Below are 15868 nucleotides of genomic sequence, written 5' to 3' on the forward strand. Positions count from 1 at the left end.
GTTGCCTCCGGCGGCTAGTCTTCGATGATGGCGATGACGGCCCCGGCGCTGACCGTTTCGCCGGCTGCTGCCGTGAGGCCCGTGATGGTGCCGGAGCGGTGCGCGGTCAGCGGCTGTTCCATCTTCATGGCCTCCAGGACCACCACCAGGTCGCCCTCCACCACGATGTCGCCGTCGGTCACCGCCACCTTCACGATGGTGCCCTGCATGGGGGAGGCGAGGGCGTTGCCGGTCGCGGCGGCCGGGCCGCCGGAGCGGGACCGCTTCTTGGACTTGGCGGGCTTGGATGCCACCGCCGCTCCTGCGCCTGCCGACGCCAGCGACGCGGGCAGCACCACTTCGAGGCGCTTGCCGCCTACCTCGACCACCACCCGCTGGCGGTCCTCCGCGGCTTCGCCCTCGGCGGTGCCGTCAGGGGTCCAGGCCGGGAGGTTGTTGGAGAATTCCGTCTCGATCCAGCGGGTGTGGACCTTGAACGGTCCCTCTGCGGGGGCGAACGCGGGGTCGGAAACCACTGCCAGGTCGAACGGGATGACGGTGGGGATGCCCTCCACCACCATCTCCTCCAGGGCCCGGCGGGCGCGCTGCAGGGCCTGCGGCCGGCTGGCGCCGGTGACAATCAGCTTGGACAGCATGGAGTCGAAGTTGCCGCTGATCACGTCACCCTGTTCGATGCCGGAATCGATGCGGACGCCGGGGCCGGTGGGGTTCTTCAAAACGCGCACGGTGCCCGGGGCGGGCATGAAGTTGCGGCCCGGGTCTTCGCCGGTGATGCGGAACTCGAACGAGTGGCCGCGGACCTCGGGGTCGCCGTAGCCGAGCTCCTCGCCGCGGGCCAGCCGGAACTGCTCGCGGACCAGGTCGATGCCGGTGACCTCTTCGGAGACGCAGTGCTCCACCTGGAGCCGGGTGTTCACTTCGAGGAAGGAGATGGTGCCGTCCTGGCCAACCAGGAACTCACAGGTTCCGGCGCCAAGGTAGCCGGCTTCCTTGAGGATCGCCTTGGAGGATTCGTAGAGCCGGCGGTTCTGGTCCTCCGTCAGGAACGGGGCAGGCGCTTCCTCCACAAGTTTCTGGTTGCGGCGCTGCAGCGAGCAGTCGCGGGTGGAAACCACCACCACGTTGCCGTGGGCGTCGGCAAGGCACTGGGTCTCAACGTGGCGGGGCGCGTCAAGGAAGCGCTCAATGAAGCACTCGCCACGGCCGAAGGCGGCGGTGGCTTCGCGGACCGCTGACTCGTAGAGTTCGGGGATCTCCTCGCGGGTACGAGCCACCTTGATGCCGCGGCCGCCGCCGCCGAAGGCCGCCTTAATGGCCACGGGAAGCCCGTGCCGGTCCACGAAGGCCAGGATCTCTTCGGCGGATTCCACGGGATCGGCGGTGCCGGGAACCAGGGGAGCGCCAACCTTTTCGGCGATATGCCGGGCCTGGACCTTGTCGCCGAGGGCGGAGATGGCCTCCGGGGACGGCCCGATCCAGGTGATGCCCGCTTCGATCACGCGCGCGGCGAACTGGGCATTTTCGGCCAGGAAGCCGTAGCCGGGGTGGATGGCGTCCGCGCCGGACTGCCGGGCGGCGTCAATGATCTTGTCCATCACCAGGTAGGACTCGGCCGCGGTGTTGCCGCCCAGGGCATAGGCCTCGTCAGCGAGGCGGACGTGCAGGGCATCGCGGTCCGGGTCGGCATACACGGCTACGGACGCGATGCCTTCATCGCGGGCGGCGCGGATGATGCGGACGGCGATTTCTCCGCGGTTTGCGATCAGCACCTTTGTGAGGGTCGACTGCGTGGTTCCTGCGGACTGCTCCAAATTTGCTGACAAGGCGTCTCCTTCTTTCCTTCAGGAACCCTAGCGCGCTTTTGGAGGTTTCGCCGATATTACTTGCGGAATCCGCGTGTAAACCGGGACGGCTTTGTAGGGAAGCTACAAAATGCTTCGAATTGGTGATGGTTTATGGCGCGGGCCAGAGATCGGTGATGCGGACGTTCGCGGAGGCGAGCAGGCCCCGGAGCGTGGATACGGACAGCCCGACGACGGCGTGCGGGTCCCCGTCCACCTTGCGGATGAACGCTCCGCCCAGGCCGTCAATGGTGAACGAACCGGCGCAGTGCAGGGGCTCGCCGGTGGCGATGTATGCCTCGATCTCCTCAGGATCCATCTCCATGAAGGCGACTGCCGCGGAGGCAACCGCCCCCAGCGTGGCACCTGAGCCGGGCTCCCCGCCGTCGTCGTCCCCGTCTGTGTCCCGGCAGTCCACCAGCCAGTGCCCGGTATGCAGGACCCCCGCGTTGCCGCTCATCCGGAGCATCCGCTCGCGCGCGATGTCTGGCGTGTATGGCTTGCCGTGTGCCTCGCCGTCAAACTCGAAGACCGAGTCGCAGCCCAGGACCAAGGCCCCCTCGGCTTCGGGCAGCGCCGCCACGGCTTCGGCCTTGGCCCGGGCCAGCAGCAAGGCCGTATCGTGCGGGTCGGTGACGCCGTAGCGGGCCTGGACGGCGGCCTCGTCCACGTCGGAGACCAGGACGGAATGCTGGATGCCGGCCTCGGCCAGGAGCTTGGTGCGGGCGGGGGACTGGGAGGCGAGAATCAGGCGGACCACGGATAAAGCCTAGTGGACCGGCTCGGCCGCTTTGGCGTGCTTGGGGTGGCCGCTGCCCGGCTTCACCAGTTTGGCCCCCTCAACGTCCACGTCCGGCAGGATCCGGTCCAGCCAGCGGGGCAGCCACCAGGACTTTTCGCCCAGCAGGTACATGACCGCCGGGACGATGGTCATTCGGACCACGAAGGCGTCGAGGAGTACACCGAAGGCCATGGCAAAGCCGAGCGGCCGCACCATGGTGAGGTGGCTGAAAATGAAGCCGGCGAACACGCTCACCATGATGATCGCGGCGGCCGTGACCACCGCTGCGGCGTGCCGGAATCCCACCCGTACTGCCTCCTTCGCCGATGAGCCGTGCATGTAGGCCTCGCGCATGCCGGATGCGATGAACACCTGGTAGTCCATCGCCAGGCCGAACAGGACACCGATCAGGATGATGGGCAGGAAGCTCAGGACCGCCCCGGGGTTGGCCACGTCGAACACGCTTCCCAGCCACCCCCACTGGTACACGGCCACCACGGCGCCGAAGGCCGCGGCGAGGGAGAGCAGGAACCCGCCGGTGGCGAGCAGCGGCACCACGATGGAGCGGAACACGAGCAGCAGCAGGATCAGGGACAGTCCGACGACGATTGCCAGGTAGGGCGGCAGGGCCTCGCCGAGCTTGGTGGAGACGTCGATGTTGCCGGCGGTCTGGCCGGTCAGGCCCATGGCCACGTCGTACTCCGCCTGGATCTCATCGTTCAGGCCGCGCAGTTCGGAGACCACCTTGACGGTGCTTGCGCTGGCCGGGCCTTCCTCGGGGATGACCTGGAAGACGGCCGTCCGGCGGTCCTCGCTGAGCGCTACGGGCACCGCGGCCACCACGTTCTCGACCTCACGCAGTTTGTCCGCGACGTCGTACTGCAGGGCCTGCGCCCGGGCCTCGTCAAGGTTGGCGGGGAACTCGCCCACGGCCACGATGGGGCCGGTGACGCCTTCGCCGAAGCTCCGGGCCGTCAGGTCGTAGGCCTGGTAGGCCTCGGACTCCAGGGGCTCCGAACCGCCGTCGGGCAGGGCAAGCTGCAGCTGCGCAGCGGGCAGGGCAAGGGTTCCCAGCAGGAGCACGCCGGCGAGCAGTGCCAGCACCGGATGCCGGGTGACCATGCCGCCCCAGCCGTGCGTGCTGCGTTCACGGTCGGCCGCCTCGTCCGCTGCTTCGTGCCCGGGCTCGGCGTTATGGGCCTCTGCCTGGGCCCAGGCCCGCCGGGAAATGATCCGGCGGCCAATCAGGGACAGCATGGCCGGGGTGAGGGTGATGGCCACGAGGACCGCTACGGCTACCGTGCCGGCAGCTGCGAGGCCCATCACTGTGAGGAACGGCAGCCCGGGAACCACCAGGGCTGCGAGGGCGATGATGACCGTAAGCCCGGCAAACACCACGGCGTTGCCGGACGTGCCCGTGGCGCGTGCCACCGACTCCTCGGGGTCCATCCCGGCCAGGAGCTGGGTACGGTGCCGGTTCACGATGAACAGCGAGTAGTCGATGCCCACGGCCAGGCCAAGCATGAGGGCCAGCATGGGCGAGATGGAGCTCATGTCGAAGAGGCCGGACAGCGCGAAGGTGGTGCCGACGCCGACGCCAACGCCCACCACCGCCATGAGCAGGGGCAGGCCGGCCGCCACCAGCGTGCCGAGCATGATGATCAGCACCAGGGCCGCCACGGCGATGCCGATGATCTCGGCGGCGCCGAAGAGTTCGGAGATATCCTCGGTGATTTCCTTGCTGGCCAGTGCGGTGACGCCGGCGGAGGACGTCTCGTGGGCGATGTCCTGCACCTGCTGCCGGGTTTCGGGGCTCAGCCCGTTGATGGAGGTGTTGAACTGCACCTGCGCGACGGCGGCCCGGCCGTCCCCGGACACGAACCGGATGGCGGACGATGCCTCGGCCTGGCGCTTGCCCAGTTCCAGCTTCGCCTTGTTTGCATCAAGCTCCTGCTGGCCGGCCTGCAGCCGGGCCTCGCCCGCCGCCAGCTCCGCTTTCTGCTGCCCCAGCTGGGCTTCCACCAGGGCTGCGGGGGCGCCAGCCGCGGCCAACTGCTGCTCGGCCGCCGCGAGCTGTGCCTTGCCGGCCTCGAGTGTGGCGCGGGAGGCGTCCAGCTGCGCCTGCCCGGCGGCGAGCTGCTGCTCGCCGTCGGAAATGGCCTGTCCTGCCTGGTCCACCTGGGCCTGTGTGGCGAAGGGGTCCACGGTCCCGCGGACGTCCGGCAGGGTCTCGAGCTTCTGCAGCACGCCGGTGACGGCGGCCCGGCCCTCGTCCGTGAAGCCGCCCTCCGGGGCTTCAAAGACAATGGTGGCGGAGCCGCCGGAGGCCGAGGGCAGGTCCTCTTTCAGCTTGTCCGCGATCCGCTGGGTTTCCGTGCCGGGGATCTGGAAGTTGTTGGAAAGGGTGCCGTGGAAGGCCGCGGCCGAACCGCCGACAGCCACCAGGGCGGCCAGCCACAATGCGATGACCAGCCAGCGCCGGCGGTAGGAGAACTTGCCAAGGCGGTAGAGGAACAGTGCCATGAGGGAACCGATCTGATCAGGAGGAACGGGAGTCTGACGGGGAAGCGTTGAAGCCGGCGCCCAGCAGGGCCATGGCGTCGATGAGCAGCTGGCGCAGCTCGGCGAGGGACGCGGGGGAGAGGTCCGGGCCGCGGCGGCTGAACCAGACCTCCAAAGCGGCCTTGCCGCAGGAGATGACGGAGCCCGCAAGAGCGTGGATGTACAGGTCATCCTGCCCGCCGCGCCGGCCACCCACCCGCTCGCGGGTGATGGCGAAGACCTGCGCCCTGCAGTGGTCCCAGGCCTCAAGCTCGGTGTGCGACATGAGTGGGCTCTGCTGGGTCAGCGTGAACAGCTCGGCAAGGGGTGCGATGGCCTTCGGATCCGCGAGGGCCATCAGGGCCGCCTGGCTGAATCCAGGACAGGTTCGTCCGCGGGCCGCAGCCTCAGCTGCTGGATGGCGTTGTCCAGGAAGGCGTGCGTGATGGCGGCGAGGGCGGCGTCCGTGCTGCTGAAGTAGTTGAAGAACGTGCGTCGCGAGATTCCGGCGGCCTCGGCGATGTCTTCGGCGGTGAAATTGCCCGGGCCGTTGGCGCGCAGGAGGCCAAGCGCGGCGTCGGTGATCGCCTGGCGCGTGGCGGCCTTGTTAAGCTCCCGCCGGGACGGAGGTGCGCCCGGATCAGCGGTTATCGGAATGGCAGCAGACATGTTCTTACACTACGTGCAAGTTTGCACTCCGGGCAACTTACTTTCACAGCTGAATGAAAGGTTGCCGACAGCCTGCACAGAACCTGCTTTCCGATGCTTGGTATGCCTGAATGAGGCGAACACAGCAGCCGTCCCACGACGGCGGATCCAGGAGACAAGAAATGTCACGCACGAAGAAAATGACCCTAGGCTTGTCAGCCACGGCGCTGGCTCTTGGCGCCGGCATCGGAGTGGCCGGCATGGCCTCCGCAACAACCACGCCCGCGCCCAGCCCCAGCGTGAGTTCCAGCGCCACTCCGGACGGCAGCACCGGCGGCGGCATGGGCAAGCACGGCGGCCGGGGCGGTGAGCGCGGCGTCGCGCAGGCTTCCGCCCTGGCCGAAAAGCTTGGCGTGGAGGAGGCCAGGGTGACGGAGGCGCTTCAGGCCTTCCGCGAAGCCAACAAGCCTTCCACGCCGCCGGCGGACGGGGAGAAGCCTGACGCTGCCGCCCGGGACGCGGCCCTGGCCACATCCCTGGCGGAAGCACTGGGCATCGAAGAGTCCAAGGTGACCGCCGCGCTGGAGGAGCTGCGCAGCGAGAAGCAGGCGGAGAGGGCCGCGGCGCTGAAGTCGCGGCTGGACCAGGCCGTGGCGGACGGCAAGCTGACCCAGGCCGAAGCCGACGCCGTCACCAAAGCCGTGGAAAGCGGTGTGATCGGCGGCGGCAGGCACTGACCGGGAGCCCGGCAGGGCATGACGGGAACGGCATAGCAAAAAGGAAGTCCCCGGGGATTCTTCTTCCCGGGGACTTCCTTTGATCACACCCGGCGCTTAGGCCTTGGCATCCTGCAGCTCGCGCGGAGCGGTGTCCGTGCTGGTTCCGTCAGACGGGGTGCCGGCGGACGGAGCGGCGGCGTCGCTGTCATCCACGAACGGGGTGCCGTTGCGCGGCGCGTTGTACAGCGCCTCGTCCAGGATGCCCTGGCGCTTGGCCACGATGGTGGGGACCAGCGCCTGGCCTGCAACGTTCACCGCGGTGCGGCCCATGTCCAGGATGGGGTCGATGGCCAGCAGGAGGCCGACGCCGGCGAGCGGCAGTCCCAGCGTGGAAAGGGTCAGCGTCAGCATCACCACGGCGCCGGTGGTTCCGGCAGTGGCCGCCGAGCCCAGGACGGAAACCAGGGCGATCAGCAGGTACTGGCTGAAGTCGAGCTGGATGCCAAAGAACTGTGCCACGAAGATGGCGGCGATGGCCGGGTAAATGGCGGCGCAGCCGTCCATCTTGGTGGTGGCGCCCAGCGGCACGGCGAAGGAGGCGTAGCCGCGGGGGACGCCCAGGCTGCGCTCGGTGACCCGCTGCGTGAGCGGCAGGGTCCCTACGGAGGAACGGGACACGAAGGCGAGCTGGACTGCCGGCCAGACACCCGAGAAATACTGCTTGATGGAGAGCCCGTGGGTGCGGACCAGGACGGGGTACACCACGAAGAGCACCAGGGCCAGGCCAAGGTAGATGGCGGCCGTGAATTTGCCCAGCGAGCCGATGGTGTCCCAGCCGTAGACGGCGACGGCGTTGCCGATGAGCCCGACGGTGCCAAGGGGAGCGATGCGATGATCCACCACAGCACCTTCTGGATCACGGCCAGGGCGGAGGCGTTCAGGGCCAGGAAGGGTTCTGCCGCCTTGCCCACCTTGAGCGCGGCCACGCCGACGGCGATCGCGATCACCAGGATCTGCAGGACGTTGAAGCTGACGGACGTGGTGACGGCGCCGGATTCAGCCACCGTGGAGGTGGCCCCCAGGCCCAGGAAGTTCTTGGGGAACAGCCCGATGAGGAAGGACCACCAGTCACCCGACTTGCCGGAGTACTTCGCCTCCTCGGTGATCCCGGTGTTGGCGCCCGGCTGCAGGAGCACGCCCAGGCCGATGCCGATCAGCACGGCAATCAGCGAGGTGATGGCGAACCAGAGCAGGGTGTTCCACGCGAGCTTCGCGGCGTTGGACACCTGGCGCAGGTTGGAGATGGAGCTGACGACTGCGGTGAAGATCAGTGGAACGACGGCGGTCTGCAGCAGGGAGACATAGCTTGAGCCAATGGTCTGCAGCGTGGCGCCCAGGCCGTTGGGAGCGGCCTTGGTGCTGCCGGTGTACTTGGCCAGCAGGCCGAGTCCGAGGCCGACGATGAGGGCGGCGATGATCTGGAAGCCGAATGAACCAGCCCACTTGGGGAGCTGGAAGCCGGTCTTTCCTGCGGTATCTGAGGGGCGGGTCGATGTGCTCACCCGAATACGCTAGGTCCACCGCAAATACCACGTCGAAAGCATGTTGAGAAATATTACGCGCCATCTTTTGCTTGCGTGTCTCATCTTCCGCGCAAAATCAGGGGTTTAGAGGCGTATTGTTACTTATTCCCGGCCGGGATGTGGCATATATCTCCTCCAGCACCGGATTCCGACAAGCTCAATCACCGGTGAGCAGGGCGCGCCTCAGGGTGTCCAGTCCCACGGAACCGACATTCAGGGCACGGGTGTGGAAGTCCTTAAGGTTGAATCCCGGGCGGGCCTCCAGCTCGGCGCGGATCTGCTCCCAGAGCCGCTGCCCCACCTTGTAGGAGGGGGCCTGGCCCGGCCAGCCAAGGTACCGGGCGAACTCGAAGTCGAGTTGTCCCTCGCTGATGGCCAGGTTCTGCTTCAGGAAGTCGTACCCCTTCTCCGGTGTCCAGGTCCCCGACCCCCAGCGTGCCGGCATGGCCAGTTCCAGGTGGACGCCGATGTCGAACACCACGCGTGCCGCGCGCATCCGCTGCATGTCCAGCATCCCCATGTGGTCGCCGGGATCGTTGAGGTAGCCCAGTTCCTGCATCAGCCGTTCCGCGTAGAGTGCCCACCCTTCGCCATGGCCAGATGTCCAGCAGATGTTGCGCCGCCATTTGTTCAGCAGTTCACGCCGGTAGGTGGCAGTGGCAACCTGGAGGTGGTGGCCCGGAACGCCCTCGTGGTAGACGGTGGTGGTTTCAGCCCAGGTGGTGAAGGAGTCCTCGCCGGCCGGCACCGACCACCACATCCGGCCGGGCCTGCTGAAGTCATCGGAAGGGCCGGTGTAGTAGATGCCGCCCTCGTCCGTGGGTGCGATCAGGCACTCCAGCTTCTTCATGACGTCCGGAATGTCGAAGTGCACGCCGGCGAGTTCGGCCACCGCCTTGTCCGAGAGCTCCTGCATCCATTCCCGCAGCGCCTCAGTGCCTTTGAGCCGGCGGGCAGGGTCGCTGTTGAGGATCTCCTTCGCCTCGGCAATGCCCGCACCCGGCTTGATGGCGGCGGCCACCTCTTCCTGCTCGGCGATGATGCGGTCCAGTTCCTGCACGCCCCAGGCATACGTTTCGTCCAGGTCCACGACGGCGCCGAGGAAGGCCCTGGAGGCGAGGGCATAGCGTGCCCGGCCAACGGCGTCTTTTTGCGGGGCGGCAGGAAGCAGTTCATCGCAGAGGAATTCTGCGAGCCGGATGTAGGCGCCGCGGGCGGCGGCCGAACCGGCGTCGAGCTTTTGCCGCACCTCAGTTCCCAGCGGGCCGGCTGCCGTGGCGGCGCCGCCGGCAAGCTTGGCGAAGAAGCCGTCGGCCGCTGCGTACCTGGTGGCCTGGTCGATAACGATCTTCACCTGGCGGGCGGCGGCGACCCGGCCGGCGTCGCGGGCGGACCGCAGGGATTCGATGTAGCCCTCGATGGCGCCGGGCACGTTGTGCGCGCGGCCGGCAATATTCGCCCAGTCCTGTTCCGTCGCCGTGGGCATCAGGTCGAAAATGGACCGGATGTCCTGGGCGGGCGAGGCGATGTTGTTAAGGTCGGCGTAGTCCCAGCCGGACGCGTGGATCAGCAGCTGCAGGCCGAGCCGCTCCTGCATCGCGTCCAGCGTGACGGTGTCCACCTCATCCTGGGGCTCCAGGCCTTCCAGGTCGGACAGGGCCTTCCGGGCTGCCTCCGCGAATCCCGCGATCCCTGCGGGCGAGAAGTCCTGGAATTCCGTCTCATGCCCCGGTACGCCCAGGGTGGTGGCCAGCGACGGGTTCAGGCTGACGAGCGTGTCGGTGTAGGCATCCGCCACGGCATCAATGCGGGTCTGCGGACGGGCGGCAGGAGCGGTCTCGGTAGTCACCTCCCGAGACTAACGGGGGTCCGGGGCTTAGCAAAGCACCGGGTTGGCAGTGCCGCGGGCCGATCAGCCCCGGCTGCGTTTCCAGGCGCCGGGCCCCGGCGTCGGAGCGAGCCGCAGCTGCTGCCGCCGCACCCAGTGCCGGACCGAGGGCGTGCGCGCCGGAGCAGGTGCCGATCCCCCGAGGGCGAGGACGACGGCGGTCAGCGCCGCCAGTTCCTCGGCGTCCGGCTGCCCCTTGACCACCGAAAACAGGGGCGCGGCGGGCGGTTCAGGGGTTTCGACAGGCTCAACCACCGGGTTCTCCCTGTTCACAGCGGGATGTTTCCGTGCTTCTTGGCGGGGAGGCTGGCGCGTTTGTCACGCAGCGCGCGGAGCCCCTTGATAATCTGCACCCGCGTATCGGAGGGTGCGATGACGGCGTCGACGTAGCCGAGCTCGGCCGCCTGGTACGGGTTGAGGAGTTCCTCCTCGTACTGCCGGATGACCTCGGCCCGGCGCGCCTCCACGTCGCCGCCCGCCTCCGCGACCGCGGCGAGGTCGCGGCGGTAAAGGATGTTGACGGCGCCCTGGGCGCCCATCACGCCGATCTGGGCGGTGGGCCAGGCAAGGTTCAGGTCGGCGCCGAGCTTCTTGGAGCCCATCACGATGTAGGCGCCGCCGTAGGCCTTGCGGGTGATGACGGTGAGCTTGGGAACGGTGGCCTCGGCGTAGGCGTAGAGCAGCTTGGCGCCGCGCCGGATGATGCCTTGGAATTCCTGGTCCTTGCCGGGGAGGAAGCCCGGGACGTCCACGAGGGTGATGATCGGGATGTTGAAGGCGTCGCAGTGGCGGACAAAGCGGGCCGCTTTCTCCGAGGCCGCGATGTCCAGCGTTCCGGCGAACTGCAGCGGCTGGTTGGCAACGATGCCCACCGTGTGGCCTTCAACCCGGCCGTAGCCGATCATGACGTTCGGTGCGTAGAGTGCCTGCATTTCCAGGAAGTGGCCGTCGTCCACGATCTGTTCGATCACGGTGCGCATGTCGTAGGGCTGGTTGGCGGAGTCCGGGACCAGCGTGTCGAGGGCGAGGTCGTCGTCGTCGATCTCCAGCTCCTGCTGGTGGTCCGCCACCGGGGCCTCGGAAAGGTTGTTGGAGGGCAGGAAGTCCAGCAGCTCACGGACGAACTCGATCGCATCGCTTTCGTCCGAGGCCAGGTAGGTGGAGGTGCCGGTGGTGGCGTTGTGCTGGCGGGCGCCGCCCAGGGTCTCCATGTCCACGTCTTCGCCCGTGACCGTCTTGATGACGTCGGGGCCGGTGATGAACATGTGCGAGGTCTTGTCCACCATCACCACGTAGTCCGTGAGGGCGGGGGAGTAGGCCGCGCCGCCGGCGGAGGGCCCCATGATCATCGAGATCTGCGGGACAACGCCCGAGGCGTGGACGTTGTTGCGGAAGATGTCCGCGAACATGGCCAGCGAGGCGACGCCTTCCTGGATGCGGGCGCCGCCGCCGTCCAGGATGCCCACCACGGGGCAGCCGTTCCGCAGGGCGAACTCCTGCACCTTAACGATCTTTTCGCCGTTGACCTGGCTCAGGGAGCCGCCGTAGACGGAGAAATCCTGGCTGTAGACGGCCACGAGGCGGCCGTCCACGGTGCCGTAGCCCGACACCAGGCCGTCGCCCAGGGGCTTCTTCTTCTCCATGCCGAATGCCGTGGAGCGGTGCACGGCCAGCGCGTCGAACTCCACGAACGAGTCCTCGTCCAGCAGGAGGCCGATGCGTTCGCGGGCCGTGTTCTTGCCGCGTGCGTGTTGCTTTTCGATGGCTTCGGGGCCGGAGGGCTGTTCGGCACGGGCCTGGCGGTCGCGGAAATCGGCTATCTTTCCCGCTGTCGTGGTCAGATCGTGGCTCATCAGGTATCTCCGGCTCTGTTGCAGATTTTGTTTCGTGGCGCTCTGGTCTCTGGCGGCTGCGCCGGGGCGGAGCTTAAGTAGCTTCCACACAAAGGACGAACCCTGCAGGCAAGTCTAGTGACGCTTTGTGCGCCCGCAGCTGTAGGGAACCTACAATTTTCTGCCGTGCCCCCAGCCGCACCACTATGTTACTCACCGGTAACTTGACTGGGTTACAGTAGGCAGATGACTTCGAGCAATGACGCTGCGCATGCCATCCCAAGCCCCTATCGCGCTTCGGGTTCGCTTCACGGACAGACGGTCCTCATCTCCGGCGGAAGCCGCGGCATTGGCCTCGCCATCGCCGTCCGCGCCGCCCGGGACGGCGCCAATATCGTCCTGATGGCGAAGACCGGGGAACCGCACCCAAAGCTCGCCGGCACGGTCCACACGGCGGCCCGGGAGCTGGAGGAGGCAGGCGGCCAGGCACTGCCCCTGGTGGGGGACGTGCGCCGCGACGAGGATGTTGCCCGTGCGGTTGCGGCCGCCGTCGAACGGTTTGGCGGCATCGACGTCGTCATTAACAACGCCTCCGCCATCGACCTTTCGCGGACTGATGACGTGGACATGAAAAAGTACGACCTCATGCAGGACATCAACGTCCGCGGCACGTTCCTGCTCTCCAAGCTGGCGCTGCCGGCGCTGCGTGCGTCTGGGCAGGGCCAGATCCTCACCCTTTCGCCGCCCCTGAACCTCAACCCCTTCTGGGCAGGTAAACACCTGGCCTACACCATGGCCAAGTACGGCATGAGCCTTACCACCCTGGGGCTTGCCGAAGAGCTGAAGGCCGACGGGATACGGGTGAATTCGCTCTGGCCCTGCACACTCATAGACACAGCCGCGATCCGGAACATGCCGCACGGCGACGTGATGGTCCAGGCAGCCCGGGGACCGGCCATCATGGCGGACGCCGCCCACGCCATCCTCACCGGCGGCAACCTGGGCGCAGGTGGCTCGCCGAGCGGCAATTTCTACACGGATGAGGAGGTCCTGGCGGCCGCGGGGGTCAGCGATTTCAGCCCCTACAGCCTCGGCGCGCCCGAGGACCAGCTGGTTCCGGATATCTTCCTCTAGCCGCCGGGCTGGTCCAGCGGAAGTGGCGCGTGCCGCGGACGGTTTGCACCGCGCTGCTCCCGGGCGCGTTTGGCTCGCTAGGATTTAGGCATGGATGACGCGCATAACCCGGGCACCCCCCTCAACCGCTGGGACCTGGATGACCAGCGCTTCCTGTCCGCCACCGGGATTCCCCGGATGGAGGTGGTTGACTCCACGGGTTCCACCAACGCGGACCTCCTCCGGGCAGTCACTGTGGAACCCCAGGCCTGGCCGGACATGTCGGTCCTGACCGCGGAATACCAGACAGCGGCCAGGGGGCGCCTGGACAGGCATTGGGAGGCGCCGCCGCTGAGTTCCATCTCCGTGTCGGTGGTCCTGCGGCCCGTCAATGCCGACGGCAGGCCGCTTCCGACGCACAGCTATTCCTGGCTCTCGCTCATCGCCGCGCTTGCCCTGCGGGAGACCCTGCTGGAAACCGCCGGCCTTCCCGCCGAACTCAAGTGGCCCAACGACGTCCTGGTCCGGGGCCGCAAGATCGCGGGCATCCTGGCCCAGCTTGGTCCCATGGGGGACGGGTCGGTGCCGCCGGTCATCCTCGGAACGGGCCTGAACGTCACACTGCGCGAGGGTGAGCTGCCGGTTCCCACTGCCACCTCCGTTGCCCTGGAGGGTGCCCGCACCACGGACCGGACCCTGCTCCTGAAGAGCTACCTGTCGCATTTCGCAGTGCTGTACCGCAGCTTCTGCAATGCCGACGGCGATCCGGCGGCGGGAATGGCCGGCGGGCCGTCCCTGCACAAGCGCGTGGAAGCCGTGATGGCCACCCTGGGCAAGCAGGTCAGGGCGCAGCTGCCCGGAGACCACGAAATCATCGGGCATGCCTCGCGGCTGGACGACTACGGCTCGCTGCTGGTGGTGGACAAGGACTCCCGGGAGCACGTGGTGACCGCCGGGGATGTGGTGCACCTGCGCCCCTGGACGTCCCCTGGCGACGCCGGCCAAGGCGGCTATGCGTAAAGACCTCGCACCGGGCGAGCAGGTGATTGTCACCACACGCCCGCAGCCGAGGAAGCTGGCAGGAGCCGCGCTCGCCTTCGTTGTGTCACCCGCGCTTGCCGCGTTTGCTTCCGCCTGGATTATCCGGGGCGAGGCCCGCCGTTATGTGCCGTTCCTCACTCCCCAGTGGACTCCCTGGCTGGTGGCTGCCTGCGCCGGTGCCGTGGCCTGGGTGTGGCTGGGCTATTGCCTGCCCCGCCTGCTGCGCTGGCACGGCACGCGCTACACCCTGACCAGCCGCAGGATGGTGGCAAGGTACGGCCGGCTCAAGCGGCGTGACCAGCAGGTGGACCTGGCCTGGATCCGCAACCTGACCGTCCACGAAACGGTGCTGCAACGCCTCCTTCGCTCGGGGAATATATCCTTGGAAACCGGGTACCAGGGCGTGGTCACATTTCAGGACGTGCCGGAGGTTGCCCGGTTCAGGGAATTCATCCTCGATGCCATCGGGGAATTGCCGGACGAAGGTGATGCCCAGCCGGGCGGCGCAACGCACTACCCCGCCGAAGCTTTGCCGTGGGACATGAGAGAAGGTGGACGGGATGACCGATGAGGACCAGCAGGAACGCGTCGACCCCATAACGCTGCCGCCCGCCACGGACCCGAACCCGGCCACCGGCACCATGTCCGCGGAGCGACTGGCCATGAAGGCGCTCGAAGCCCGGCTGCTGGGCGGGGAACGCAAGCTCCGCCGCCGTGAAGTGGCCGCCGGCGCCGGGCTGTCCCTGCTGTCCGCACGCAAGCTGTGGCGCGCCCTCGGCTTTCCGAACTTCGGCGACGAGGACGTCGCCTTCACCGAACGTGACCAGGCCGCCCTGTCCACCGTGGTGGACCTGGTCCGCGCCGGTAAGCTCACCGAGGAAGCCGCCATTTCCGTCACCCGGGCCATCGGCCAGATGACGGACCGGATGGTGGTGTGGCAGATCGAGGCGCTCGTGGAGGACATGGTCCATGAACAGGGCGTCACTGACGCCGTAGCCCGTAAACGGCTGGTCAACGAACTTCCCGCCCTGGTGGACGCGCTTGAGGAAGTGCTGGTCTACTCCTGGCGGCGCCAGCTCAACGCCGGCGTCCAGCGGCTCGCCGTGCGCGCCGAGGCCGGCCTGCAGGCCAGTGAAGAGGGCCGGGAGGGCGACGAGGATGACGCGCCGCTGCCGCTGGCCCGTGCCGTTGGTTTCGCCGACCTCGTTTCCTACACCAGCCTGTCCCGCCGGATGAACGAGAAGACCCTGGCGCGCCTGGTCCAGCGGTTTGAGAACAAGTGCGCCGAGATCATTTCCGTGGGCGGCGGCCGGCTGGTGAAGACGGTGGGGGACGAAGTCCTGTATATCGCCGAAACGCCTGCAGCCGGCGCGGAGATCTCCCTGGCCCTCGCCCAGGCCTTCACGGAGGATGAGATCCTTCCCGAGGCCCGGGTAGCCATGGTCTGGGGCCGGATCCTGTCCCGGCTCGGCGACATCTACGGGCCCACCGTCAACCTCGCCGCACGCCTGACAACCCTCGCAGATCCCGGCACCGTGCTCGTGGACTCCATGACCGCTTCCGCCCTTGAGCACGACGAGCGTTTCGTGCTGGTTCCCCAGCCCCCGGAGAACGTCCGCGGCTTTGGCGAGATCAGGCCCGTGCGGCTCACCCGCGGTCTGGGCAAGGGACTCGTCCTGGACTAGTTCCGGGACAGATTCTTTTATCACTTTGTTGGTTTAACCGCTATATTGGTGGTGCCCGGGCGCGTTGCGACAGCCGGGCGAAAGAAGCAGCAGGTCAATCGTGGGGGAGGGCTCCCCATCGCGGCCCTGCCCGCGCTTGGGTAGGCTAGCGCGGGAACGGAGAGCCCAATACCGGCTTTCCATGTGTCTGGCCTGG

General features: G+C 67.6%; 11 protein-coding genes and 2 pseudogenes. 5 read left to right on the forward strand and 8 right to left on the reverse strand.

Annotated elements, in window-relative coordinates; all coding sequences use genetic code 11:
• Positions 1 to 14: 14 nt before the first annotated feature.
• The 4 genes and pseudogenes from G205_RS00480 to G205_RS00495 all read right to left on the reverse strand — a co-directional run bounded on the left by G205_RS00480 (position 15) and on the right by G205_RS00495 (position 5832).
• Positions 15 to 1823, reverse strand: coding sequence for an acetyl/propionyl/methylcrotonyl-CoA carboxylase subunit alpha (locus tag G205_RS00480; protein ID WP_052013964.1), 1809 nt, complete (start codon positions 1821 to 1823; stop codon positions 15 to 17).
• A 130-nt stretch (positions 1824 to 1953) separates the two neighbouring features.
• Positions 1954 to 2601, reverse strand: coding sequence for a Maf family protein (locus tag G205_RS00485; RefSeq protein WP_009356287.1), 648 nt, complete (start codon positions 2599 to 2601; stop codon positions 1954 to 1956).
• 9 nt (positions 2602 to 2610) lie between these two features.
• Positions 2611 to 5145: an MMPL family transporter gene (locus tag G205_RS00490; protein ID WP_009356288.1), complete on the reverse strand. Its 2535-nt coding sequence runs from the start codon at positions 5143 to 5145 to the stop codon at positions 2611 to 2613.
• A 16-nt stretch (positions 5146 to 5161) separates the two neighbouring features.
• A pseudogene (locus G205_RS00495) lies at positions 5162 to 5832 on the reverse strand (TetR/AcrR family transcriptional regulator).
• A gap of 161 nt (positions 5833 to 5993) precedes the next feature.
• Between G205_RS00495 and G205_RS00500 the strand changes: the two are divergent.
• Positions 5994 to 6548: a hypothetical protein gene (locus G205_RS00500; protein ID WP_035751576.1), complete on the forward strand. Its 555-nt coding sequence runs from the start codon at positions 5994 to 5996 to the stop codon at positions 6546 to 6548.
• Between the two features lie 96 nt (positions 6549 to 6644).
• Here the strand turns inward: G205_RS00500 and G205_RS00505 are convergent.
• The 4 genes and pseudogenes from G205_RS00505 to G205_RS00520 all read right to left on the reverse strand — a co-directional run bounded on the left by G205_RS00505 (position 6645) and on the right by G205_RS00520 (position 11854).
• Positions 6645 to 8092 (reverse strand): annotated as a pseudogene (locus G205_RS00505) (dicarboxylate/amino acid:cation symporter).
• 178 nt (positions 8093 to 8270) lie between these two features.
• Positions 8271 to 9962: a DUF885 domain-containing protein gene (locus G205_RS00510; protein WP_009356290.1), complete on the reverse strand. Its 1692-nt coding sequence runs from the start codon at positions 9960 to 9962 to the stop codon at positions 8271 to 8273.
• A 63-nt stretch (positions 9963 to 10025) separates the two neighbouring features.
• A complete protein-coding gene (locus tag G205_RS00515) occupies positions 10026 to 10274 on the reverse strand; it encodes an acyl-CoA carboxylase subunit epsilon (protein WP_009356291.1) in 249 nt (82 codons plus the stop codon).
• On the reverse strand, positions 10271 to 11854 hold the full coding sequence (locus G205_RS00520) for an acyl-CoA carboxylase subunit beta (RefSeq protein ID WP_009356292.1): 1584 nt from the start codon (positions 11852 to 11854) through the stop codon (positions 10271 to 10273). The genes G205_RS00515 and G205_RS00520 overlap by 4 nt, the downstream gene beginning before the upstream one ends.
• Before the next feature lie 225 nt (positions 11855 to 12079).
• Here G205_RS00520 and G205_RS00525 point away from each other — a divergent pair, with 225 nt between their 5' ends.
• From G205_RS00525 to G205_RS00540, 4 genes are all read left to right on the forward strand, one after another.
• Positions 12080 to 12967 carry an SDR family oxidoreductase gene (locus tag G205_RS00525; protein ID WP_009356293.1) on the forward strand — a complete coding sequence of 296 codons (888 nt, stop codon included), beginning with the start codon at positions 12080 to 12082 and terminating at the stop codon, positions 12965 to 12967.
• A 90-nt stretch (positions 12968 to 13057) separates the two neighbouring features.
• The gene (locus G205_RS00530) at positions 13058 to 13966 is read left to right on the forward strand and encodes a biotin--[acetyl-CoA-carboxylase] ligase (RefSeq protein ID WP_009356294.1); all 909 of its coding nucleotides are present in this window, start codon (positions 13058 to 13060) and stop codon (positions 13964 to 13966) included.
• Entirely contained in the window at positions 13959 to 14558 is a 600-nt protein-coding gene (locus G205_RS00535) for a PH domain-containing protein (protein WP_009356295.1), read from the forward strand. The genes G205_RS00530 and G205_RS00535 overlap by 8 nt, the downstream gene beginning before the upstream one ends.
• Complete coding sequence (locus tag G205_RS00540; RefSeq protein WP_009356296.1) at positions 14548 to 15672, forward strand: adenylate/guanylate cyclase domain-containing protein; 1125 nt, start codon at positions 14548 to 14550, stop codon at positions 15670 to 15672. Before G205_RS00535 ends, G205_RS00540 begins: the two co-directional genes overlap by 11 nt.
• The last annotated feature ends 196 nt before the right edge of the window (positions 15673 to 15868 follow it).

The sequence above is a fragment of the Arthrobacter nitrophenolicus genome, assembly GCF_000332815.1.
Lineage (GTDB): Bacteria > Actinomycetota > Actinomycetes > Actinomycetales > Micrococcaceae > Arthrobacter > Arthrobacter nitrophenolicus.

Coding starts and splice junctions, on each gene's coding strand:
- G205_RS00490 (WP_009356288.1), bottom strand. CDS start 5,145: ATGGCACTGTTCCTCTACCGCCTTGGCAAGTTCTCCTACCGCCGGCGC.
- G205_RS00500 (WP_035751576.1), top strand. CDS start 5,994: ATGTCACGCACGAAGAAAATGACCCTAGGCTTGTCAGCCACGGCGCTG.
- G205_RS00520 (WP_009356292.1), bottom strand. CDS start 11,854: ATGAGCCACGATCTGACCACGACAGCGGGAAAGATAGCCGATTTCCGC.
- G205_RS00525 (WP_009356293.1), top strand. CDS start 12,080: ATGACTTCGAGCAATGACGCTGCGCATGCCATCCCAAGCCCCTATCGC.
- G205_RS00530 (WP_009356294.1), top strand. CDS start 13,058: ATGGATGACGCGCATAACCCGGGCACCCCCCTCAACCGCTGGGACCTG.
- G205_RS00535 (WP_009356295.1), top strand. CDS start 13,959: ATGCGTAAAGACCTCGCACCGGGCGAGCAGGTGATTGTCACCACACGC.
- G205_RS00540 (WP_009356296.1), top strand. CDS start 14,548: ATGACCGATGAGGACCAGCAGGAACGCGTCGACCCCATAACGCTGCCG.